17 protein-coding genes, 14 tRNA genes and 1 pseudogene are annotated in these 20,802 nt (G+C 58.6%); 28 read left to right on the forward strand and 4 right to left on the reverse strand.

Annotated features, from left to right (window positions below):
• Positions 1-72: 72 nt before the first annotated feature.
• Both ACPW74_RS01070 and ACPW74_RS01075 read right to left on the reverse strand, forming a co-directional pair.
• Positions 73-1,797, reverse strand: coding sequence for a proline--tRNA ligase (locus ACPW74_RS01070; protein ID WP_052814434.1), 1,725 nt, complete (start codon positions 1,795-1,797; stop codon positions 73-75).
• Positions 1,798-1,934: 137 nt separating this feature from the next.
• Positions 1,935-3,937 (reverse strand): annotated as a pseudogene (locus ACPW74_RS01075) (methyl-accepting chemotaxis protein).
• A 232-nt stretch (positions 3,938-4,169) separates the two neighbouring features.
• On the opposite strand from ACPW74_RS01075, the gene ruvA reads away from it, so the two are divergent.
• The 7 genes from ruvA (at position 4,170) to ACPW74_RS01110 (ending at position 9,877) form a co-directional block, all read left to right on the forward strand.
• Entirely contained in the window at positions 4,170-4,784 is a 615-nt protein-coding gene (ruvA, locus tag ACPW74_RS01080) for a Holliday junction branch migration protein RuvA (RefSeq protein WP_010672867.1), read from the forward strand.
• An 8-nt stretch (positions 4,785-4,792) separates the two neighbouring features.
• On the forward strand, positions 4,793-5,803 hold the full coding sequence (gene ruvB, locus ACPW74_RS01085; RefSeq protein ID WP_257707236.1) for a Holliday junction branch migration DNA helicase RuvB: 1,011 nt from the start codon (positions 4,793-4,795) through the stop codon (positions 5,801-5,803).
• A 10-nt stretch (positions 5,804-5,813) separates the two neighbouring features.
• Positions 5,814-6,056, forward strand: coding sequence for a hypothetical protein (locus ACPW74_RS01090; RefSeq protein WP_029313687.1), 243 nt, complete (start codon positions 5,814-5,816; stop codon positions 6,054-6,056).
• A 686-nt stretch (positions 6,057-6,742) separates the two neighbouring features.
• The gene (locus ACPW74_RS01095) at positions 6,743-8,299 is read left to right on the forward strand and encodes a cytochrome ubiquinol oxidase subunit I (protein ID WP_010672869.1); all 1,557 of its coding nucleotides are present in this window, start codon (positions 6,743-6,745) and stop codon (positions 8,297-8,299) included.
• 12 nt (positions 8,300-8,311) lie between these two features.
• Positions 8,312-9,448 (forward strand): cytochrome d ubiquinol oxidase subunit II, encoded by a 1,137-nt coding sequence (cydB, locus tag ACPW74_RS01100; protein ID WP_010672870.1) that lies wholly within the window; start codon positions 8,312-8,314, stop codon positions 9,446-9,448.
• 14 nt (positions 9,449-9,462) lie between these two features.
• Positions 9,463-9,579: a cytochrome bd-I oxidase subunit CydX gene (cydX, locus tag ACPW74_RS01105; protein WP_005331536.1), complete on the forward strand. Its 117-nt coding sequence runs from the start codon at positions 9,463-9,465 to the stop codon at positions 9,577-9,579.
• Positions 9,566-9,877, forward strand: coding sequence for a cyd operon YbgE family protein (locus ACPW74_RS01110; RefSeq protein WP_039039483.1), 312 nt, complete (start codon positions 9,566-9,568; stop codon positions 9,875-9,877). The genes cydX and ACPW74_RS01110 overlap by 14 nt, the downstream gene beginning before the upstream one ends.
• Positions 9,878-10,066: 189 nt before the next feature.
• On the opposite strand, the gene ACPW74_RS01115 is transcribed toward ACPW74_RS01110, so the two are convergent.
• The gene (locus ACPW74_RS01115) at positions 10,067-11,269 is read right to left on the reverse strand and encodes an ISL3-like element ISAeme19 family transposase (RefSeq protein WP_084865641.1); all 1,203 of its coding nucleotides are present in this window, start codon (positions 11,267-11,269) and stop codon (positions 10,067-10,069) included.
• A gap of 206 nt (positions 11,270-11,475) precedes the next feature.
• On the opposite strand from ACPW74_RS01115, the gene ybgC reads away from it, so the two are divergent.
• From ybgC to ACPW74_RS01220, 21 genes are all read left to right on the forward strand, one after another.
• Positions 11,476-11,883: a tol-pal system-associated acyl-CoA thioesterase gene (gene ybgC / locus ACPW74_RS01120; protein WP_010672872.1), complete on the forward strand. Its 408-nt coding sequence runs from the start codon at positions 11,476-11,478 to the stop codon at positions 11,881-11,883.
• Positions 11,873-12,559: a protein TolQ gene (tolQ, locus tag ACPW74_RS01125; RefSeq protein WP_010672873.1), complete on the forward strand. Its 687-nt coding sequence runs from the start codon at positions 11,873-11,875 to the stop codon at positions 12,557-12,559. Before ybgC ends, tolQ begins: the two co-directional genes overlap by 11 nt.
• Entirely contained in the window at positions 12,559-13,005 is a 447-nt protein-coding gene (gene tolR / locus ACPW74_RS01130; RefSeq protein WP_010672874.1) for a protein TolR, read from the forward strand. The genes tolQ and tolR overlap by 1 nt, the downstream gene beginning before the upstream one ends.
• 5 nt (positions 13,006-13,010) lie before the next feature.
• A complete protein-coding gene (gene tolA, locus ACPW74_RS01135; protein WP_010672875.1) occupies positions 13,011-14,141 on the forward strand; it encodes a cell envelope integrity protein TolA in 1,131 nt (376 codons plus the stop codon).
• Between the two features lie 77 nt (positions 14,142-14,218).
• A complete protein-coding gene (gene tolB / locus ACPW74_RS01140; RefSeq protein WP_010672876.1) occupies positions 14,219-15,544 on the forward strand; it encodes a Tol-Pal system beta propeller repeat protein TolB in 1,326 nt (441 codons plus the stop codon).
• A gap of 48 nt (positions 15,545-15,592) precedes the next feature.
• Positions 15,593-16,117, forward strand: coding sequence for a peptidoglycan-associated lipoprotein Pal (gene pal / locus ACPW74_RS01145; protein WP_010672877.1), 525 nt, complete (start codon positions 15,593-15,595; stop codon positions 16,115-16,117).
• Positions 16,118-16,274: 157 nt separating this feature from the next.
• Positions 16,275-17,084, forward strand: coding sequence for a tol-pal system protein YbgF (gene ybgF / locus ACPW74_RS01150; RefSeq protein ID WP_041211017.1), 810 nt, complete (start codon positions 16,275-16,277; stop codon positions 17,082-17,084).
• Positions 17,085-17,258: 174 nt separating this feature from the next.
• A tRNA-Lys gene (locus ACPW74_RS01155) sits at positions 17,259-17,334 on the forward strand.
• Between the two features lie 32 nt (positions 17,335-17,366).
• Positions 17,367-17,442, forward strand: a tRNA-Val gene (locus ACPW74_RS01160).
• A gap of 48 nt (positions 17,443-17,490) precedes the next feature.
• Positions 17,491-17,566: transfer RNA gene (locus tag ACPW74_RS01165), tRNA-Lys, on the forward strand.
• A gap of 19 nt (positions 17,567-17,585) precedes the next feature.
• Positions 17,586-17,661 (forward strand) — tRNA-Val (locus ACPW74_RS01170).
• A 21-nt stretch (positions 17,662-17,682) separates the two neighbouring features.
• Positions 17,683-17,758: transfer RNA gene (locus ACPW74_RS01175), tRNA-Lys, on the forward strand.
• Positions 17,759-17,777: 19 nt separating this feature from the next.
• A tRNA-Val gene (locus ACPW74_RS01180) sits at positions 17,778-17,853 on the forward strand.
• A 21-nt stretch (positions 17,854-17,874) separates the two neighbouring features.
• Positions 17,875-17,950 (forward strand) — tRNA-Lys (locus tag ACPW74_RS01185).
• A gap of 19 nt (positions 17,951-17,969) precedes the next feature.
• Positions 17,970-18,045: transfer RNA gene (locus tag ACPW74_RS01190), tRNA-Val, on the forward strand.
• Positions 18,046-18,066: 21 nt separating this feature from the next.
• Positions 18,067-18,142 (forward strand) — tRNA-Lys (locus ACPW74_RS01195).
• Between the two features lie 19 nt (positions 18,143-18,161).
• Positions 18,162-18,237 (forward strand) — tRNA-Val (locus ACPW74_RS01200).
• Between the two features lie 21 nt (positions 18,238-18,258).
• Positions 18,259-18,334, forward strand: a tRNA-Lys gene (locus ACPW74_RS01205).
• Between the two features lie 19 nt (positions 18,335-18,353).
• Positions 18,354-18,429: transfer RNA gene (locus ACPW74_RS01210), tRNA-Val, on the forward strand.
• A gap of 21 nt (positions 18,430-18,450) precedes the next feature.
• A tRNA-Lys gene (locus ACPW74_RS01215) sits at positions 18,451-18,526 on the forward strand.
• Positions 18,527-18,545: 19 nt separating this feature from the next.
• A tRNA-Val gene (locus tag ACPW74_RS01220) sits at positions 18,546-18,621 on the forward strand.
• Between the two features lie 47 nt (positions 18,622-18,668).
• Here the strand turns inward: ACPW74_RS01220 and ACPW74_RS01225 are convergent.
• Complete coding sequence (locus ACPW74_RS01225) at positions 18,669-20,774, reverse strand: methyl-accepting chemotaxis protein (protein ID WP_223954842.1); 2,106 nt, start codon at positions 20,772-20,774, stop codon at positions 18,669-18,671.
• Positions 20,775-20,802 lie beyond the last annotated feature (28 nt).

Consider the following 20,802-nt stretch of genomic DNA (forward strand, 5'->3'; position numbering starts at 1 on the left):
CCATATAAAAAGCCCCGAGTGCCGTGGCACTCGGGGCTTTCCTATGAAAAGCGAAAGGCGGTGTCGGCGTTATCAGCGACCCAGCTTGGCCTTGAGCATGGCAACGATCTCTTTGATCGCCACTTCCTGCTTCTCGCCGGAGCGGCGGCACTTGTACTCCACCACGCCGTTGTCGAGACCACGGTCACCGATGACGATGGCGTGGGGCACACCGATCAGCTCCATGTCGGCGAACATCACACCCGGGCGCTCCTTGCGGTCGTCAAACAGCACGTCCACACCGGCGGCTTTGAGCTCGGCGTAGAACTGCTGCGCCTGCTCGGCCACGCGCTCGGACTTGTGCATGTTCATCGGCACGATGGCCACTTCGAACGGGGCGATGGCATCCGGCCAGATGATGCCGTACTGGTCGTTGTTCTGCTCGATGGCGGCCGCCACCAGACGGGAAACCCCGATACCGTAGCAACCCATTTCCATGGTGACGGACTTGCCGCCTTCGTTCAGCACGCTCGCCTTCATCGCTTCGGAGTACTTGGTGCCCAACTGGAAGATGTGGCCCACTTCGATACCGCGCTTGAGCAGCAGCTTGCCCTGGCCGCACGGGCTGGGGTCGCCTTCTACCACGTTGCGCAGGTCGGCAACCTCAAAAGAGGTGATGTCGCGATCCCAGTTGGCACCGGTCAGGTGGAAACCGGTCTCGTTGGCGCCGCAAACAAAATCGCTCAGATGGGCGGCGCTGCGATCGACGATGATGCGACCGGCAAAGCCGACCGGGCCGATGGAGCCTGCGTCGCAACCGGCGGCAGCCTTGATCTGCTCGTCATTGGCGAAGGTCAGCGGGTTAGCCACGCCAGAAAGCTTCTCGGCCTTGATTTCGTTCAGCTCGTGGTCACCACGCAGTACCAGGGCGATGACGGCCTGTTTGCCGTGCTCATCTTCCTCGGCCAGTACCAGCAGGGTCTTGGCGATGGCGGTCGGCGCCACGTTCAGGAAAGCGGCCACTTCATCGATGGTGTGGACAGCCGGGGTGGCCACCTTGGTCAGGGCTTTGGTTGCGGCAGCGCGCTCGCCAGCCGGTGCCAGGGCTTCGGCCATCTCGATGTTGGCGGCGTAATCGGATGTATCGGAGAAGGCGATCAAGTCTTCACCGCTCTCAGCCAGCACCTGGAATTCGTGGGAGCCGGTGCCCCCGATGGAGCCGGTATCGGCCTGCACCGGGCGGAAGTTCAGGCCCATACGAGTGAAGGCGGTGCAGTAGGCCGCGTGCATCTTCTCATAGGTATCGACCAGGGAGGCCTTGTCGATGTGGAAAGAGTAGGCATCCTTCATCAGGAATTCGCGGCCACGCATCACGCCGAAACGGGGGCGCACTTCATCGCGGAACTTGGTCTGGATTTGGTACAGATTCAGCGGCAGTTGCTTGTAGCTGTTCACTTCGTAACGGACCAGCGCGGTGATCACCTCTTCGTGGGTCGGACCCAGCACGAAGGGGCGGTTGTGACGGTCGGTCAGGCGGCACAGCTCGGGGCCGTAGTCATCCCAGCGGCCGGACTCCTGCCACAGCTCGGCGGGCTGTACCACCGGCATGGATACTTCGACGGCACCCGCATTGTTCATCTCTTCGCGGACGATGTTTTCAATCTTCTTCAGGACCCGCAGGCCGGTCGGCAGCCAGGCGTACATGCCGGAAGCGAGTTTGCGGATCATCCCGGCGCGCAGCATCAGCTGGTGGCTGACAACTTCAGCGTCGGAGGGGGTTTCCTTGAGAGTGGAAAGCAGATATTGGCTGGTACGCATCGCGGTAGACCTTCGCTAGTTCGGGCGGCTTGGCCCTGGAAAATTTCAAGTGCGGAATTTTAACAGGCGAAGTCCCCCGGCCCAAGGGCTAAATTCAGCGGCGCTGGGGGGAGGGCGGGGGCCTTGCCCCGCCCGCACTAGACCCGAAATTGCGACAGCAACTGCTGTTGCTGCTGGCTGGCCTGATGGAGGGAGGAGGCCAGTTGCAGGCACTCCTGGGCTTCCTGTTCGCCCGTCTGGGCTTGCAGGCTGATATCCGAAACCTTGCCCGTGGTGTGCCCCAGGGTGTGGGAGAGCTGGCTGGTCGCCTCTGCCACCTGTTGCACCATGTCGGCGAGCTGATCGATGGCCTCTTCTACCTTGAACAGGATCTGTTTGGTGTTATCGGAGTCCGCCATACCCGATTCCACGGTTTTCAGGTTGCGTTGCATCATCAGATAGGCCTGCTCTGTCTGCTGCTGGATGCTGTTGATCACGTCCGTTATCTCGGCGCTGGAGGTGGCGGTGCGATTGGCCAGGGTGCGCACCTCGTCGGCCACCACGGCAAAACCGCGCCCCATCTCGCCCGCCCGGGCGGCTTCGATGGCGGCATTGAGTGCCAGCAGGTTGGTCTGCTCCGAGATATTGCTGATGGTGGAGATGATCAGGCCAATCTGCCCTGCCTGCTCCTTGAGGGCGTTGATGGCGGCGGCACATTCACCCACCTCCATGACCACCCGCTGCATGCCGGCGGTGGCGGAGGAGACATACTGGCTGCTTTGCGTGGTGAGCTGGCGCACCTCGTTGGCGTTGTGTGCCGCCAGGTTGCAGTTGCCCGAGATGGTGGTGGCCACCTGCACCATCTGCTCGCTGTCGTGGTGCAGCGCCTGGGCATGCGCTGCGGTCTGGCGGCTGCTCTGGCTGATGGCCTGGACCCGGTTGACCGAGGTGTGCACGTGCTGGTTGATGTGCTGGTTGTTGTCCATGGTGGCGCTGATCATCTTCTGCAGCTTCTCGATGAAGCGATCCACGCTGCCGGCCAGGGAGCCAATCTCGTCGTCGCGTGAGAGGTTGATGCGGGCATTGAGATCTCCTTCCCCGGCGGCGATGTCCTGCATGCGCTTGTCGACCTGGAGTAGCGGGCGAACAATGGTGCGTACCAGCCAGAAGCCGCAGCAGGTGACGATCAGCAGGCTGAGCAGCAAGCCCCCCAGGATGAGTCCCCTGGTGTAGTCGATGATGGCGTTGAGCAGGTGAACCTGATCCTCGACGGTGGCGTCCCCCTGGGCTTCGACCTCGACCAGCGCCAGCCTGAGCTGGTCGGCACTGTGTTCGTAACGGGTCAGCTGGTTCTGATAAGCGCTCAGGGCTGTGGTCCATTCACGGATCTGGCGGGCATTGTCGGCTTGCAGGGCACGATACTGGGTGGAGAGCATTTGGCCTGCAAACTCCCCGTCACCGGGCACATCGAACTGGCCGGTTGCCAGCATGCCGTCAACCGCGTCCTGATAGAAGCGGGTGGCTTGTGCCAGCTCGGCCTGGATGGCAGGAGTGAGGCCTTCGCTCTGCATCTTCTCCAGCGCATAGAGCTGGCGCAGGAATCCGATGTTGGCCTCCATGCCGCCATCGGCCGCCTGCCAGCGGGTCGCGAGGCCGCCGTTCCAGCTGATGGCCTGATCCGGTGAGCGGGTGAGGCTCTCGACGGCCTCGTCACCGATCACCTCCAGCCTGGTCGAGAGGCGTGACATGCGTTCAGAACTGGCGCGCAGCGCCTCATCGGCGCTCGTGAAGGTGCGATAGAGGGTCAGCAGCTGTGCCTGCTCTTGCTGATAGGTCTGCTCATGCTGCTTCAGCGTGGTGATGGCCGCCGCATCGATGAGCCCGCCTTGCTCCACCCGGCGCAAAGCGTCGCTGGCCGCCTCTTTTGCCCGTTGCAGCTCCGGTGCGTCGAGGGGGATCCCCGAGAGCATTTTCTGGATATAGAGCGACTGGTTGCCGAGTTCGATGGAGCCTTCCATGGCACCGTCTGCCAGGCGGCACCCAGGACGTAGGAGAGCAGATCAGCCAGCCGCTGGCTGCCATACCAGCCGATCGCCCCCATGCCCAGGGTGCAGCCGAGCAGAATGGTGAGTCCGAGGTTGGATGTGGTGACGATTTTCATGATTCAAGCCTTCCCTAGTGCCGAACAAGACCATTTCAGTGTTCAATCAATGACGAAGATGTGCCATCCCCGATGGAAAATAAAGTGACAGACAGTGTTCTGAACGAGGGAAATGGCCGGGTATGAAGAGCGGGTCATCCCATGATCTGCATGGACCTATGCTGGATACTTATCCAGTTATTCTTTATGCTATGACCCAATTTGCGAGAGTCTGCGTGGCGAGGAAAAGAACATGATCGGTCGCTTGAGAGGCGTCATCATCGAGAAGCAACCCCCCGAGGTGTTGCTGGAAGTCGGAGGGGTGGGATATGAGGTTCATATGCCCATGAGCTGCTTCTATGATCTGCCCGAACTCGGGAAGGAGGCCGTCATTCACACCCACTTCGTGGTGCGTGAAGATGCCCAGCTGCTCTACGGCTTCAACCACAAGCAGGAGCGGGCGCTGTTTCGCGAGCTGATCAAGACCAACGGGGTCGGCCCCAAGCTTGCCCTGGCCATTCTCTCCGGCATGACGGCCACCCAGTTTGTGATGAGCGTCGAGCGCGAGGAGATAAGCTCCCTGGTCAAGTTGCCCGGCGTGGGCAAGAAGACCGCCGAGCGCCTGGTGGTGGAGATGAAAGACCGCCTCAAGGGCTGGGTCAGCCACGATCTCTTCTCCCCGGCCGAAATCACCCTGCCCGCGAAAGAGAGCCCGCTGCGTGCCCCAGATGCGAGCGAGGAGGCGGCCAGTGCACTGGTGGCCCTCGGCTACAAGCCGCAGCAGGCCAGCCAGATCGTCAGCAAGGTGGCTGCCGACGGCATGTCGGTAGAGGAGATCATTCGTGAATCCCTGCGCAGCCTGGTGTGAGGTAGACAATGATTGAAGCGGATCGCCTCATCTCGGCCGGTGCCGCCCGTGAGGACGAGATCATCGATCGGGCCATCCGGCCCAGAAAGCTGGCCGATTACACCGGACAGGATCACGTCTGCGATCAGATGGAGATCTTCATCGAGGCCGCCCGCCAGCGCGGGGAGGCCCTCGATCATCTGCTGATCTTCGGGCCTCCCGGCCTTGGCAAGACCACGCTGGCCAACATCGTCGCCAACGAGATGGGGGTCAACATCAAGACCACCTCGGGCCCCGTGCTGGAGAAGGCCGGCGATCTGGCGGCGCTCCTCACCAACCTGGAACCGAACGATGTGATCTTCATCGACGAGATCCACCGTCTCAGCCCGGTGGTGGAGGAGGTGCTCTATCCGGCCATGGAGGACTACCAGCTCGACATCATGATAGGGGAGGGGCCGGCGGCCCGCTCCATCAAGCTCGATCTCCCTCCCTTCACCCTGATCGGTGCCACCACCCGGGCCGGCTCCCTCACCAGCCCCCTGCGTGACCGGTTTGGCATCGTGCAGCGCCTCGAGTTTTACAACGTCAAGGACCTGACCGACATCGTCTCTCGCAGCGCCCGCTGCCTCGGGCTCGACATGACGGAAGACGGCGCTCTCGAGGTAGCCCGTCGCTCCCGGGGGACACCGCGGATTGCTAACCGTTTGTTAAGGCGGGTACGGGATTTTGCCCAGGTGAAGTCTGACGGGCGAATTGACGGACCCATTGCGGCCCGTGCCATGGACATGCTGGACGTGGACAACGAAGGTTTCGACTTCATGGATCGCAAGCTATTGTTGGCCGTCATCGACAAGTTTATGGGGGGGCCAGTCGGGCTCGACAACCTGGCCGCCGCCATCGGTGAGGAGAAGGACACCATAGAAGACGTGCTGGAACCTTATCTGATCCAGCAAGGCTATCTGCAACGTACACCCAGAGGGCGGATCGCAACTCAGAGAGCCTACGCACACTTTGGCCTGGAACGACCGGCAGATCAGTAGACGTTGCGATATGAACCAAAAAGCCGCCCTTGAGGCGGCTTTTTGTTTTGCGGGCAAAAAAAAGCCCACGGCACAGGCGGTGGGCAAAGACAATTCAGGATGGATGTTCACAGACAGTGAGCGCGTCTGCAGACCGGTCGGGAAAAAACAGAGGAGCCGTCGCGAGGCTTCAGAGTCGGTTCATTTGATAGAGTTGAACGAAAGAAAGCTTGTAGTAACGGATGGTCTTGGCAACAAACTTTTTCATCATTAATCCCAACAAACAGGTTCGAAATGTTCATCGAATACGTACCGGGAACCCGGAATGACCGGCCTGTATTCAGAGGTATGCCCTCACTGCGAGGCGCATTGTAGGAGCTCTTTCCGGGTGGGACAAACAAGAAAATCTATGGGCTTTTGATTAGATAAACTAATGATTTTGGTGGGGGTGTCAATCCGCATAAACATGTGTTTTTACTGGGTTTAAATTGATTTTTGGATGAGCCTGGCCATTTATTGAAATAATCGAGATGCGAGGGCTTTATTTCCGGGGTTGCGTATTTGTTTAACAGAATTGAAACTATTTCGGTATGTCATAAAATTGATTTAAATCAATTATTTACGACTTGTCGTTTTTTGTGATGAAGCTCCCATAATTAATGGGAAAAGCCCTATAAGTTACCTTGAAAAAACATGTATTGAGGGTGGTTTTACATTGATTTCAATCAAATAAAGGTGATATAAAACAGCGATCATTATAGGCGGGAATAGAACCCTGGTTATTGTTTATTAGATGTTAAACATTAGCTTTTTTTGTTCCTGTATATTGCCTTGTTGTTAATGTGGTGGCAGTCGAATCCGGTCAGTCCGCGAGGGGTGACCGACCGTTCGGGGACTTCCAATGGAAGCTTTGTCCTTAAAACTTAAAATAGCCGTGCCAATAATCGGTGAGGAAACATCATGATTGCTGAGCATGTGGTAGACCTATCGCGGTTCCAATTTGCTGCGACGGCCCTTTATCACTTCCTGTTTGTACCCTTGACGCTGGGGATGGCCTTCATCCTGGCGATCATGGAGTCTGTCTATGTGATGACCAACAACACAGTGTACCGGGACATGACCAAGTTCTGGGGCAAGTTGTTCGGTATCAACTTTGCCCTCGGGGTTACCACCGGGCTCACCATGGAGTTTCAGTTCGGTACCAACTGGGCTTACTACTCCCACTATGTCGGCGACATCTTCGGGGCCCCGCTGGCCATCGAAGGCTTGATGGCCTTCTTCCTGGAGTCCACCTTCGTCGGTATGTTCTTCTTCGGTTGGGATCGTCTCAGCAAGCGTCAGCACCTGGCGGCTACCTGGCTGATGGCGCTCGGGACCAACCTCTCCGCACTGTGGATCCTGGTCGCCAACGGCTGGATGCAGAACCCGGTGGGTGCCGAGTTCAACTTCGAATCCATGCGCATGGAGATGGTGAGCTTCGCCGACCTGGTGTTCAACCCGGTTGCCCAGGTCAAGTTCGTCCACACCGTGGCGGCAGGCTATACCACGGGCGCCATGTTCGTGCTCGGGATCTCCTCCTATTACCTGCTGAAGAATCGTGATGTGGCATTCGCTCGTCGCTCCTTCGCCATCGCGGCCGCGTTCGGCATGGCCTCCATCCTCTCCGTGCTGGTGCTGGGTGACGAGTCCGGCTACGAGACCGGGGAAGTGCAGAAGGTGAAACTGGCGGCCATCGAGGCCGAGTGGAACACGGAGCCGGCTCCGGCATCCTTCACCCTGTTCGGGATCCCGAACCAGGAGGAGATGCGCACCGACTACGCCATCAAGATCCCCTATGCCCTCGGCATCATCGCCACCCGTTCCCTGGACGGTCAGGTGACTGGTCTCAAGGATCTCAAGAGCGAGCATGAGCTGCGCGTGCGCAACGGCATGACCGCCTACGACCTGCTGACCAAGCTGCAATCCGGTGACAAGTCCGACGATACCCGCGCCCGCTTCGACGAAGTGAAGCAGGATCTGGGCTACGGTCTGCTGCTCAAGCGTTACACCCCCAACGTGACCGACGCCACCGACGAGCAGATCAAGGCCGCCGTGGATGACTCCATCCCGCAGGTACTGCCGCTGTTCTTCGCCTTCCGCATCATGGTCGCCTGCGGCATCCTGATGCTGGTGCTGATCGGTCTGGCCTTCTATGACAGCACCCGCCACAAGATCGGCGAGCGCAAGTGGCTGCTCAAGGCGCTGCTGTACGGCATCCCGCTGCCCTGGATCGCCATCGAGGCGGGCTGGTTTGTCGCTGAATACGGTCGTCAACCCTGGACCATCGCCGAGATGCTGCCGACTTATGTCTCTGCATCCAACATTCCTGCGTCCGAGATCTGGTTCTCTCTGATCGGGATCTTCCTGTTCTACACCGTACTGCTGATCATCGAGATGTACCTGATGTTCAAGTATGCGCGCCTGGGCCCAAGCAGCCTGAAGACGGGCAAGTACCACTTCGAACAGAGCAAGGCATAAGGAGAGTGACCCATGTTTGATTACGAACTGTTGCGTCTGGTCTGGTGGGTGCTGGTCGGCGTGCTGCTGATCGGGTTTGCCATCACCGACGGTTTCGATATGGGGGTGGGCGCCCTGCTCCCCTTCGTCGGCAAGAAGGATGTGGAGCGTCGCGTGATGCTCAACACCATGGGGCCGCACTGGGAAGGCAACCAGGTCTGGCTGGTGACCGCCGGTGGTGCCCTGTTCGCTGCCTGGCCCATGGTCTATGCGGCGGCCTTCTCCGGCTTCTACATCGCCATGATCCTGACCCTGATGGCGCTGTTCTTCCGTCCGGTCGGCTTCAAGTACCGCTCCCTGCAGGAAGATGCCAAGTGGCGCTCCAACTGGGACTGGGCTCTGTTTGCCGGTAGCGCCATTCCCCCTGTTATCTTCGGGGTGGCGTTCGGCAACCTGCTGCAGGGTGTACCGTTCAGCTTCAACCAGTTCTTGATGATGACCTATCACGGCAACTTCTTCGGTCTGCTCAATCCGTTCGGTCTGCTGGCCGGTCTGGTGAGCCTCTTCATGATTATCACCCAGGGTGCAACCTGGCTGATGATGAAGACCGAAGGTGAAGTGCTGGCGCGCTCTCGCACCGCCGCCATGATCTTCTCCCTGCTGACCCTGGTGCTGTTCGCCCTGGCCGGTGTCTGGGTGAGCGGCATGGATGGTTATGTGATTGTGGGTTCCGTCGCCACCGACGCCGTCACCAACCCCCTTCACAAGGAAGTGGTGGTGCAGGCCGGTGCCTGGATGCAGAACTACAACCTCTATCCCTGGATGATTGCCGCACCCGTGCTGGGTCTGGTGATGTGTCTGCTGACCGCCGTGGCGGCCAAGCTGGACAAGGGGTGGGTGGCGTTCCTGTTCTCCTCCCTGGCCATCGCCGGCATCATCCTGACCGCGGGCTTCTCCATGTTCCCGTTCGTGATGCCCTCGAGCCTCGAGCCGTCCCAGAGCCTGACCATGTGGGATTCCACCGCCTCCTTCAACACCCTCAAGGTGATGACGGTAGTCGCAGTCGTCTTCGTGCCGACCGTGCTGGCTTACACCATCTGGACCTACATCAAGATGTTCGGCCGGGTGAGTAACAAGCACATCGAAGACAACCAACAATCGCTCTACTAAGAAGGTGCCCTGATATGTGGTATTTCACCTGGATCCTGGGGCTGCTGCTGGCCTGTGCGTTTGGGATTATCAATGCGCTCTGGCTGGAGCACACCGAGAACCTGGATCGTCAGATTGATGAAGACAAGTGACAGGCTCGCCCGGCTGGCCGCTCCTCTGGAGCGCCAGCCATGGCAAGGTCTGATGCTGCTGGCGGCGGCCCTGCTGGCTGTCGCCATCTTGCAGGCGCCCAACCTGGTCGCGGCCAACACCAGTGAGCACGGCCTCTGGCTTGCGCCCTGGCTGATGTGGGCGGTCTGTTGCGGTGTCATGCATGGACTGGGGTTTCACCCGCGCAGCCTGGTGGGTCGCGTGCTGTTCTTCCCCTGGCTCGCCCTGCCCAGCCTGCTCTGCGGGCTCTGGCTGACCAGCAGCTACTACCTGCCATAAATGATGAAGGAGGTCGGCATCAGCCCACCTCCTTCTTCTTTTTTGACGGGCGTGTCGTCGCCCGGTCAGAGCAACCGAACCTCGCTCGTCACGCCGCTCGCAGCCACTTCTCTTTTCCGCTTTTCTTGCGATGCTGACAGCCCTGTGGTCTTCGGCCTGTCGGCGCCGCAGCACGCCATAAAAAACGGTTCATCGCGGCTTTCCGGGGAAGGCCGCCTTGATTTTCAGAAAAAAGTATTCTGAGTCCCTAAATCCATATGCCATACGCTTTATCACTTTGATCTTGTTGTTCACCCCTTCCAGCACACTCGTGTGCATCGGGTAGTTTGCACTCGCCAGGATCCCCCGCATATATTTCGATAAATTTCGACCAAATCGTTGCAGCGGCGCTAGCCCGCTTTCCTTCACCTGCCGCATCCAGCTCCGCCATCGTCGCCATCCTTCCCACACGCTCGGCGCATACCAGATGCCCTTCAACGCCTCTTTCAGCACGTACACCATCGCCAGCGGTTGATTCGCCGCCAACAGCTCCTGCAACTTCACATCCTGTTTTTCACTCAGCTTCGCCCGATTACGTAGCAGCAACCAACGCGCACTTTTGACCACTTTTCGCGCCGGTTTATCGCTTTTCAGTGCATTCGCCTGCTCCACTCGCACCCGGTCCACCACCTCTCGGCCATAGCGAGCCACCACGTGGAACAGGTCGTAGACCACCTCCGCCTGCGGGCAGTGTTGCTTCACCTCCAGGTCGAACGCCGTGTTCATGTCCATCGCCACCGCCTCAATCTGCTGGCATCGCTCGCCGAGCTGCTCGAAGAAGGGACGGATAGCGGCCCGGCTGTTGCCGTGCCCCACCCACAGGACGCGGGTTCGCTCGGCATCCATGATCACGGTGGCATAGCGGTGTCCCTTGTGCAGGGCAAACTCATCCATCACCAGCCGCCGCACCTCCCCAAGTTCGATGGTGCCCACACTGGTCTGCAAACGGCGCTTGTCGATCTCCTTGATGGTGTGCCAACCGACCCCGGTGAGCTGGCTGACATGGCGGATGGGGAGGTACTGAACGAGCGCTTCAATCCAGCACTGCATGCGCCGGGTGAGGCGGGAGCCAGAGGGGAGCCAGTCGATATGTTCACTGACGCGACCACAGCGCAGACAGTCGACGCGGCGAACAGGCAGTTGTAACCAGACTTGTCGGTCAAATAGGTCTCGCTCACGCACCCGGCGGATACGTTGGTCGTGGATCAATGGCGTGGGTTGCAGGCATCGGCGACAACGGGGCAACAGGTCGGCGCGAGGCTCAAGGGTAAACAGGGTGTGATGGTTGGCAGAAAGCGCTTGGGCGATGACGGTATAACCTGGCCAGAAGGAGGCAATATCAATATGATGCACGGCGACAGCAGGGTGATGGTGGTGGTGTGTTTGGAGACAGCCAGTTTACCAGCACCCTGTCTGTCAACTTCCACTTCCCCAAGATCCCGCGAAGAACCTAAAAAACAGGAAGAGACGGGATTTCCCTGTCTCCCCCTGCTTCTTTCCTATTCAGCCCTGCGCTATGATAGCCCCCCATCTGACTGTCGAATGGATCACAGATTTTTATGGGGGAAGTCTCTGAGTTTCCGGTGCGTGTCTACTACGAAGACACGGATGCCGGAGGCATCGTCTACAACGCCAATTATCTCAAGTTTATGGAACGGGCCCGCACCGAATTCCTGCGCGCAGGCGGCATCGAACAGGATGTCCTGCTGCAGGCAGGGATCGCGTTTGTGGTGAGTCGCACCGAAATCGACTTCCGCGCGGCGGCCCGCTTCAATGAACTGCTGACCGTAATGACGCAAGTAACTGAAGTGAAACGCGCTTCCATGCGTTTTTCACAGCAGATCCTGGCGGCTGATGGACGGCTGATCACTCAGGCCATGGTACAGATCGCCTGTGTCAGTCATCCGCAAATGAAACCTGTTGCAATACCTGAAAAAATCAAGGGAGTGCTGTTAAGTGCACGCTGAAATTTCGTTTATTGGCCTGTTCTGGCAAGCCAGTCTGTTGGTGAAACTGGTCATGATGACCCTGATGGGCATGTCGGTCGTCTCCTGGGCGCTGATCATCCAGCGCTCCAAGGCCATCAAGGCGGCCAACCTCGCCTCGGAGCAGTTTGAAGACAGATTCTGGTCCGGGGTCGACCTCAATCGTCTCTACCAGGAGTCCTCCTCCCGTCGTGACGACATCGAAGGCATGGAAGACATCTTCTACTCCGGCTTCAAGGAGTATGCCCGCCTGCTCAAGGCCGGTGCCCGCGGTCAGGATGCGGTGATGGACGGTACCTATCGTGCCATGCGCGTCTCCCTGTCCCGTGCAGTGGACGATCTCGAGTCCAACCTGCCGGTCTTGGCGACCATCGGTTCCATCAGCCCCTATATCGGTCTGTTCGGTACCGTCTGGGGGATCATGAACGCCTTTATCGCTCTGGGTCAGGTTCAGCAGGCGACCCTGCAGATGGTGGCACCGGGTATCGCGGAGGCTCTGATCGCCACCGCCATGGGTCTGTTTGCCGCCATCCCGGCCGTTATCTTCTACAACCGCTTCACCAACAAGGTCGAACGGCTGGAAAACGCCTACGCCAACTTCATGGACGAGTTCACCACCATTCTGAACCGCCAAATCGCACAGCAGGGTGAGAAGTAATGCAAACCTATCAGCGGCTCAAACGCAAGAAGGTCGCCGAGATCAACGTGGTGCCCTATATCGACGTCATGCTGGTGCTGCTCATCATCTTCATGGCGGTCACGCCCGTGATCACGCAGGGGGTCAAGGTCGACCTGCCCCAGGCGGAGTCCGAGCAGTTGCCGGAAGACTCCAAGCCGCCTTTCATCGTCAGCGTCAATACCGAGGGTGAGTACGTCATCAAGGCCGGCGAGGCGGATGACGAACCCGTACCGAGCGGCACCCCAGAGGCGATGCAGCAGTACATCACCGAGAAGGCCATGGGCTATCTGGCCATCAACCAGAACGCGCCCGTGGTGGTCGCCGGTGACAAGTCCGTGCGCTACGAGGAGGTGATCCTGCTGATGGTGGCCCTCAAGAAAGCCGGTGTGCCTCAGGTTGGTCTGATGACGGATCCGGTGAACTGACGGAGATGGATGTGAAGCGTGGTATTTCCGGTTATCTCGTCGCGTCGCTGCTGCTGCATCTGATCATCGGCATCATCCTGCTGGTCGGTGTCGACTTCAGCAAACCCAAGCGCCCCGAGTCCAAGGGACAGATCGTCAATGCGGTCATGATGGACAGCGAAATGCTGGAGCAGCAGATGCAGCAGGTCCAGCAGCAGAAGCAGGCCCAGCCCAAGGCTGCACAGCAGCAGAAGGACAAGGAAGACGCTGAGCGCGTCAAACGCGAGCTGGCACAGGAGCAGGAGCGTCTGCGTATCGCCGAGACCAAGCGCAAGCAGGCCGAAGAGGCGACCCGCAAGGCCGAAGCCGACAAGCAGAAGAAAGAGGCTGAACAGAAGCAGGCGGAAGAGAAGGCCCAGAAAGCCGAGGAAGCCCGCAAGCTGGAAGAGCAGAAGACCAAGAAGGCCGAAGCCGAACGCAAGGCGGCGGAAGAGGCCAAGGCGCTGGCGCTCAAGAAGAAAAAAGAAGAGCTGGAGAAGAAGCAGGCTGAAGAGAAGGCCAAGGCGGAAGAGGCCAAAGCCAAGAAAGCGGAAGCCGAGAAGAAGGCCAAGGCCGAAGCCGAGAAAAAGGCGAAGGCGGAAGCCGAGAAGAAAGCCAAGGCCGAGGCCGAGAAGAAGGCGAAGGAAGAGGCTGACAAGAAGGCAAAAGCTGACGCAGAGAAGAAGGCGAAGGCCGAGGCTGACAGAAAGGCCAAGATTGAGGCGGAGCGCAAGCGCAAGGCGGCCGAAGAGGCCAAGTTGCAAAAAGAGATGGAAGCCATGATGGAGCAGCAGCTGGCCGCCGAGGCCAATGCGCGCAGTCAGGCAGCATCGGCAGCCGCCAAGGGCGAGGTCGACAAGTATGCCGCCCTCATCAAGGCCACGGTCGAGCGCTACATGATTTTGGATCCCACCATGCGGGGCAAAACATGTACTATCGGTGTCAAGTTGGCCAGTAGCGGCTTCGTCATCTCGGTGGACAACGGTCAGGGTGATCCTGCGGTCTGCCGCTCCGGCAAGGCGGCGGTGCTGAAGGCCAACCAGTTGCCGGTGCCGAAGGATCCGGCGGCATTCGAATTGATGAAGGATCTACGCCTTCAGCTAGCGCCAACGATTTAAGAGAGTGTTTCTGCTTTGATTGGCAAGGGTTGTTGATCAGAGAACTGAGTCTCAAATTGGAACTGAGAGTTTAAGCCATGATAAGAAAAGTGTTTTTTGCTTTGGTTGGCTGTTTGTTGCTGGGCCAGAGTGCTCAGGCGGCCTTGGATATCGTCATCACCGGCGGTATCGACAGTGCACGTCCCATCGCCATCGCCCCCTTCAAGTGGGAGGGCAATGGCCAGTTGCCGCAAGATATCGCGGAAGTGGTCTCCAACGACCTGATGCGCAGCGGCAAGTTCAAGCCGCTGGCCCGTGGCCAGATGCCGCAGACGCCGAGCACCAGCGGCGAGATCAACTTCGCACCCTGGGCTTCCCAGGGGGTCGAAGCCGTGGTGGTCGGCTCCATCGCCGCCGTGGGTGATGGCACCTACAAGATCAACTTCGAGCTGGTCGACGTCCTGAAAGGCCAGCTGGCCAAGACCCAGGGCGGTGAAGCGAACGGTTACATCCTGGACAGCCGCATGGCGACCATCCCGGGTGCCCAGATGCGCCAGTTTGCCCACCGCATCTCCGACATCGTCTACGAGCGTCTGACCGGTGAGCGTGGTGCCTTCCTGACTCGTCTGGCCTATGTCTCCGTGCAGCAGGGCACCCAGTTCCCGTATCAGCTGCGGATCTCCGACTACGACGGCTACAACGAGAAGACTCTGCTGCGCTCCCGTGAACCCCTGATGTCCCCGGCCTGGTCGCCGGATGGCAGCAAGCTGGCTTACGTGAGCTTCGAGAACCAGAAGTCCGAGATCTATGTGCAGGACATCTACACCCAGCAGCGCAGTCTGATCACCAGCTTCCGTGGCATCAACGGTGCGCCGGAGTGGTCTCCAGATGGTCGTCGTTTGGCTATTGTTCTGTCCAAAGATGGACAGCCTGACATCTATGTCGTTGATGTTGCTAGCAAGCAACTCACTCGAGTCACAAATAACCGCACCATCGACACCGAACCCTCCTGGATGCCGGACGGTCAAACTTTGCTGTTCACCTCTGAACGTGGTGGCAAACCCCAGATTTATAGCGTAAATTTGGCGACTGGCATGACTCGCCGGATGACCTGGGAAGGGGATTCCAACCAGGGGGCATCCATCACACCGGACGGCAAGTCCATGGTGATGGTGACCCGGGTTCAGGGACAATATCGCATCGCTCGCCAGGATATGGAAAATGGAGCCATGCTGGTACTGACCCAGAGTGCTCTGGATGAATCGCCAAGTGTGGCTCCCAATGGCAGCATGATCATTTATGCCACCATCTATCAGGGTCGTAAGAGTCTTGCATTGGTGTCGACCGACGGTCGCTTCAAGGCAGTGCTTCCGACCAGTAGCGGTGAAATTCGTGCACCAGCTTGGTCGCCCTTCTTGAATTGATAAAAATCGATTGTTTTTTGTTTTGTTATAAAGGTTTAAGGAAATAGCATGCAACTCAATAAACTGCTCAAGGGTCTGGCCATCGCACTGCCACTGTTCACCCTGGCTGCCTGTAGCTCCTCTTCTGACTCCGACGCCGCTGGCGCCGAGTCCGGCATGACCGACGGCATGGGCGGTGTACAAACCGGCGGCGCCAATGGCATGTTGTCCCCGGAAGAGCAGATGCGTCAGAAGTTCGAAGCGCTGCAACGCGACAACGTGATCTACTTCCCGTACGATGGTTACGACATCCAGGGTCAGTACGCCGACCTGCTGGATGCCCACGCCAGCTACCTGCGTGAACGTCCGAGCGTCAAGGTACTGATCGAAGGCCACGCCGACGAGCGCGGTACGCCGGAATACAACATCGCGCTGGGTGAGCGTCGTGCCAAGGCTGTTGCCAAGTATCTGCAAACCCTGGGTGTGCAGGCCGAGCAGCTCTCCATCGTCAGCTATGGCGAAGAGAAGCCGCTGGATCTGTCCCACACCGAGGAAGCCTTTGCCAAGAACCGCCGTGCGGTCCTGGTTTACTAAGGTTTGAGTCGAACGAAGTTCGTTTATATGCAAGCGGCCATTTCGATGGCCGTTTTATTTGCACTAAACGTCAAGGTTTGATCCGAATGAAATCTGTATCAGCGAGCGACTATGCGCTGGCCGTTTTATTTGCACTAAACGCTAAGGTTTGATCCGAATGAAATCTGTGTACAAGCAAGCTGGTGTTGCGCTGGCCGTGTTGGTTGCTTTGAATGCGCAAGCGGCGGCACCGGTGAGCGATCTGAGTGGGGATTCTGGCAGCAGCGGCGTGGTGCTGAGCGGCAACAATGGTGCCATCGTACCGACCGGCAGCCTAGAAGACCGGGTTGCTCTGCTGGAGCGTACCCTCAATGCCCGTCTGCGTCTGCAGGCCGAACTGCAGCAACAGGTCGACTCCCTGCAAGGGGAGGTCTCCGAGCTGCGTGGTCAGCTGGAACAGCAGACCTACCAGATGGAGCAGTCCCAGGAGCGCCAGCGCCAACTCTACCAAGAGCTCGACAAGGTGGCCAACAGCCAGCCTGCCGCCGCGCCCGCAACACCTGCTGCAGGTGCTGCAACGCCTCCTGCCGCGGCTGCCAACTACTCCACCAACCAGGATGAGAACCAGGCCTACGACGCAGCCGTGAACATGGTGCTCAAGGAGAAGAACTACGACAAGGCCATTCCTGCCTTCGAAGGATTCATCAAGCAGTTCCCGAACTCCAGCTATGTTCCCAATGCCCACTACTGGCTCGGCCAGCTGATGTTCAACAAGGGCGACAGGGCGGGGGCCGCGAGCCAGTTTTCCACGGTGGCGAACAAATACAGCAAGTCACCCAAGCGGGCCGATGCCCTGCTGAAACTCGGCATGCTCGCCCAGCTTGACGGCAAGAAAGCAGAGGCCAAGGCCTTCTATGAGCAGGTGATCAAGGGTTACCCCAACACCTCGCCGGCCCAGCTGGCCAAACAGAGTCTGGCCAAGCTGTGACATTGCTGCATGTCACTGTTTTCGTAACACTCTTGTAAATACCGCCGTGCTTTGTATGCGCAGTGAACAATCAGATTTAATTTAAGATTTTTCTATTGCGCCAGGATGATAAATCCGTAATATAGGCCGCCGTCAGAGCCGGAGCAGTAATGCAGTCGGCACTGGTCGTGGTGAGGGTCGTTAGCTCAGTCGGTAGAGCAGTTGACTTTTAATCAATTGGTCGCTGGTTCGAATCCAGCACGACCCACCATTTCTTCACAGCAGGTGAAGACAATATTCCCAGGTCGTTTAGCTCAGCTGGGAGAGCACCTCCCTTACAAGGAGGGGGTCACTGGTTCGAGCCCAGTAACGACCACCATGTTGTAACACTGGCCGCCACATGCGGTTCGTGAAAGGTTCAGGATGTGGGTCGTTAGCTCAGTCGGTAGAGCAGTTGACTCTTAATCAATTGGTCGTAGGTTCGAACCCTACACGACCCACCACTCTGAACATTGAATCCCAGGTCGTTTAGCTCAGCTGGGAGAGCACCTCCCTTACAAGGAGGGGGTCACTGGTTCGAGCCCAGTAACGACCACCATGCTTTAAAAATGATTTAGATGGGTCGTTAGCTCAGTCGGTAGAGCAGTTGACTTTTAATCAATTGGTCGCTGGTTCGAATCCAGCACGACCCACCATCATTTCAGTCTTATCCCAGGTCGTTTAGCTCAGCTGGGAGAGCACCTCCCTTACAAGGAGGGGGTCACTGGTTCGAGCCCAGTAACGACCACCATGCTTTAAAAATGATTTAGATGGGTCGTTAGCTCAGTCGGTAGAGCAGTTGACTTTTAATCAATTGGTCGCTGGTTCGAATCCAGCACGACCCACCATCATTTCAGTCTTATCCCAGGTCGTTTAGCTCAGCTGGGAGAGCACCTCCCTTACAAGGAGGGGGTCACTGGTTCGAGCCCAGTAACGACCACCATGCTTTAAAAATGATTTAGATGGGTCGTTAGCTCAGTCGGTAGAGCAGTTGACTTTTAATCAATTGGTCGCTGGTTCGAATCCAGCACGACCCACCATCATTTCAGTCTTATCCCAGGTCGTTTAGCTCAGCTGGGAGAGCACCTCCCTTACAAGGAGGGGGTCACTGGTTCGAGCCCAGTAACGACCACCATGCTTTAAAAATGATTTAGATGGGTCGTTAGCTCAGTCGGTAGAGCAGTTGACTTTTAATCAATTGGTCGCTGGTTCGAATCCAGCACGACCCACCATCATTTCAGTCTTATCCCAGGTCGTTTAGCTCAGCTGGGAGAGCACCTCCCTTACAAGGAGGGGGTCACTGGTTCGAGCCCAGTAACGACCACCATGCTTTAAAAATGATTTAGATGGGTCGTTAGCTCAGTCGGTAGAGCAGTTGACTTTTAATCAATTGGTCGCTGGTTCGAATCCAGCACGACCCACCATCATTTCAGTCTTGTCCCAGGTCGTTTAGCTCAGCTGGGAGAGCACCTCCCTTACAAGGAGGGGGTCACTGGTTCGAGCCCAGTAACGACCACCATATAGAAAAGCCCGCAGCGATGCGGGCTTTTTCGTTTCCGTCTCCCATCAGGTTCGCAGTCGATCCAGCTCGCTTGCCAGGGTGGTGGCCGCCTGTTCCAGTGCCTCGCTCAGGCGCTGGCTGGCATTGGCCTCTTGTCCCAGGGTGGTGGCGGCGTCGCCGATGCGCATCAGGTTCTGGTTGATGGTGTCGCTCACGGCACTCTGCTGCTCGGCGGCGGTCGCCACCTGGCTGATGTGATCATGGATCTGCTGGATCTGGGTGACCACCTGATTGAGTGCCTCGAAGGCCTGCTCCGTGCCTTCAACCGTGCTCACCGAGCGGGCGATCCCCGTGCTCATCAACTGCTGGCTACTGGTGACCTCGGTTTGCAGGCTGCCGATGAGCTGCCCTATCTCGTCGGTGGATGAACGGGTCTTGTTGGCCAGCGCCCTCACCTCGTCCGCCACGACGGCAAACCCCCTGCCCATGTCGCCGGCCCGCGCCGCCTCGATGGCTGCGTTGAGGGCCAGCAGGTTGGTCTGTTCGGCAATGGCCCGGATCACATCGAGGATGTGGCTGATATTGGTGCTGCGCTGGGCGACCTGGGCGACTGCCTTGTCGGCCTGATGCATGTCCTCAACCAGGGTATGGATCTCGTTGCGGGCCCTGCTCAATGTCTGCTGGGCCGTGCTGACATGGTGGGTCGCCGCTTCCGACTCCTGCGCCGCCTGTTCCGCATAGCCCGCCACGCTGACTGCCGTGGTGCTCATCTCGTGCATGGCGCTGACCACGCTCTCCAGCTCCAGGCTCTGATCATCCAGGCTGCTGCGCATGGCATCGGCCGTCTGTTTCATGCCCCTGGCCTGCTGATGCACCTGTTGCCCAATCTGCTTGCTGCCCTGCACCATGGCCCTCAGCTTGCCGAGGAAGGCATTGAGATGCCTGCCAAGCTCGATGAGCTCCTGGTGGGTGTCGATGCGCATCTGCTGGGTCAGGTCGCCCTCATTGCTGGCGAGGTGGGAGACGTGGCGGCTGATGAGGGAGAGGGGCGCCGTGATGGTCTGGATGAACCAGACAAGCAGCCCCAGGGCCACCAGGGTGATGACAACGATGGCGATCAGCTGCTGCTGCTGGGTCGCCTGCAACAGGCTGCCGAGCTGCTGGCTGATGGTGTTGGCCTGGCTGAGGGCGAGGGCCTTGGGCACCTTGATCATCAGCCACCACTGGTTGTCGGCAGCCTCGATCCGTATGGGCTGCTGCAGGATGAAATCACTGTCGGTATCGGCGGGGTGTCCATTCGGGGCAACCAGTCCGGCCTCTGTCAGGGGGCGCCCCAGTTTGTCCGAATGGCGGTTGCTGCCGACGATGAAGCCCGTCTTGCTGACCAGGGTGACCTCGGCCTGGTTGTCATAGAGGCTCTTGCCAAGGTGCTCGGCCAGTTGCTGGAAGATGGGCAGGTTCATGTCGACCCCGGTGATCCCGGCAAACTTGCCATCCTTGAGGACGGGCACCGTCAGGCTGGTCATCAGCATCTTCTGACCAGGGCTTATCTCGTAGAGGTAGGGTTCCATCAGGCAGGGGCGACGTGTCTCGCGACCGCAGAGATACCACTCGCTGTTGCGAATGTCGAATTCATTGCGCGAGGTGTCGAACTTGGCGTCACTGGTGGCGGCATCTATGGTCTGCTGCGCGATGTTTCCGTTCTGTTCCCGGGTGAAGTAGACCTCGAGACTGCCCTTGCCGGCAACCGAATGGCTGGCGCCCGTCTGCCAGTCGGCGTCCTGTTCGTCGTAACCGTTGGGTTCGAACTGGGCGTAGATGGAGCTGATCCCGTTTGCCTGGTGCAGGCGGCTGCCAAGTAGGAGCTCCACTTGCGGGCGACTCAGCCGCTGGTCCGGCTGGGCCATGCTTCCTTCAAGCTGCGCCGCCATGCCGAGCGGTATCTGATAGGCCTGCTGCAACTGGTCTTCGATCTGCACGGCATACCGCTCTGCCTGGAATTGCAGGGAACGGGAAACCTCCTGCTCCAGGGCGCCACGGGTCTGCGCCATGATGTCATCGCGCAGGCCGTTCAGCGAGGAGGACTGTATCCATGTCATGGCGACGCCACTGGCGAGAAAAAGTCCCAGCGTGAGCAACAACAACTTGGTCTTGAGCGAACGTTGTTTCATTCGACAACTCCTTTTGGCAAGAATGACA

Origin of the sequence: Aeromonas sp. INTO2 (assembly GCF_049860605.1) — a bacterium.
Classification (GTDB): domain Bacteria; phylum Pseudomonadota; class Gammaproteobacteria; order Enterobacterales; family Aeromonadaceae; genus Aeromonas; species Aeromonas caviae.

What these genes read in the sequence shown, in the direction of transcription:
- ACPW74_RS01070 (WP_052814434.1), bottom strand. Translation starts at nt 1,797, where the DNA reads ATGCGTACCAGCCAATATCTGCTTTCCACTCTCAAGGAAACCCCCTCC.
- ruvA (WP_010672867.1), top strand. Translation starts at nt 4,170, where the DNA reads ATGATCGGTCGCTTGAGAGGCGTCATCATCGAGAAGCAACCCCCCGAG.
- ruvB (WP_257707236.1), top strand. Translation starts at nt 4,793, where the DNA reads ATGATTGAAGCGGATCGCCTCATCTCGGCCGGTGCCGCCCGTGAGGAC.
- ACPW74_RS01090 (WP_029313687.1), top strand. Translation starts at nt 5,814, where the DNA reads ATGAACCAAAAAGCCGCCCTTGAGGCGGCTTTTTGTTTTGCGGGCAAA.
- ACPW74_RS01095 (WP_010672869.1), top strand. Translation starts at nt 6,743, where the DNA reads ATGATTGCTGAGCATGTGGTAGACCTATCGCGGTTCCAATTTGCTGCG.
- cydB (WP_010672870.1), top strand. Translation starts at nt 8,312, where the DNA reads ATGTTTGATTACGAACTGTTGCGTCTGGTCTGGTGGGTGCTGGTCGGC.
- cydX (WP_005331536.1), top strand. Translation starts at nt 9,463, where the DNA reads ATGTGGTATTTCACCTGGATCCTGGGGCTGCTGCTGGCCTGTGCGTTT.
- ACPW74_RS01110 (WP_039039483.1), top strand. Translation starts at nt 9,566, where the DNA reads ATGAAGACAAGTGACAGGCTCGCCCGGCTGGCCGCTCCTCTGGAGCGC.
- ybgC (WP_010672872.1), top strand. Translation starts at nt 11,476, where the DNA reads ATGGGGGAAGTCTCTGAGTTTCCGGTGCGTGTCTACTACGAAGACACG.
- tolR (WP_010672874.1), top strand. Translation starts at nt 12,559, where the DNA reads ATGCAAACCTATCAGCGGCTCAAACGCAAGAAGGTCGCCGAGATCAAC.
- tolA (WP_010672875.1), top strand. Translation starts at nt 13,011, where the DNA reads ATGGATGTGAAGCGTGGTATTTCCGGTTATCTCGTCGCGTCGCTGCTG.
- tolB (WP_010672876.1), top strand. Translation starts at nt 14,219, where the DNA reads ATGATAAGAAAAGTGTTTTTTGCTTTGGTTGGCTGTTTGTTGCTGGGC.
- pal (WP_010672877.1), top strand. Translation starts at nt 15,593, where the DNA reads ATGCAACTCAATAAACTGCTCAAGGGTCTGGCCATCGCACTGCCACTG.
- ybgF (WP_041211017.1), top strand. Translation starts at nt 16,275, where the DNA reads ATGAAATCTGTGTACAAGCAAGCTGGTGTTGCGCTGGCCGTGTTGGTT.
- ACPW74_RS01225 (WP_223954842.1), bottom strand. Translation starts at nt 20,774, where the DNA reads ATGAAACAACGTTCGCTCAAGACCAAGTTGTTGTTGCTCACGCTGGGA.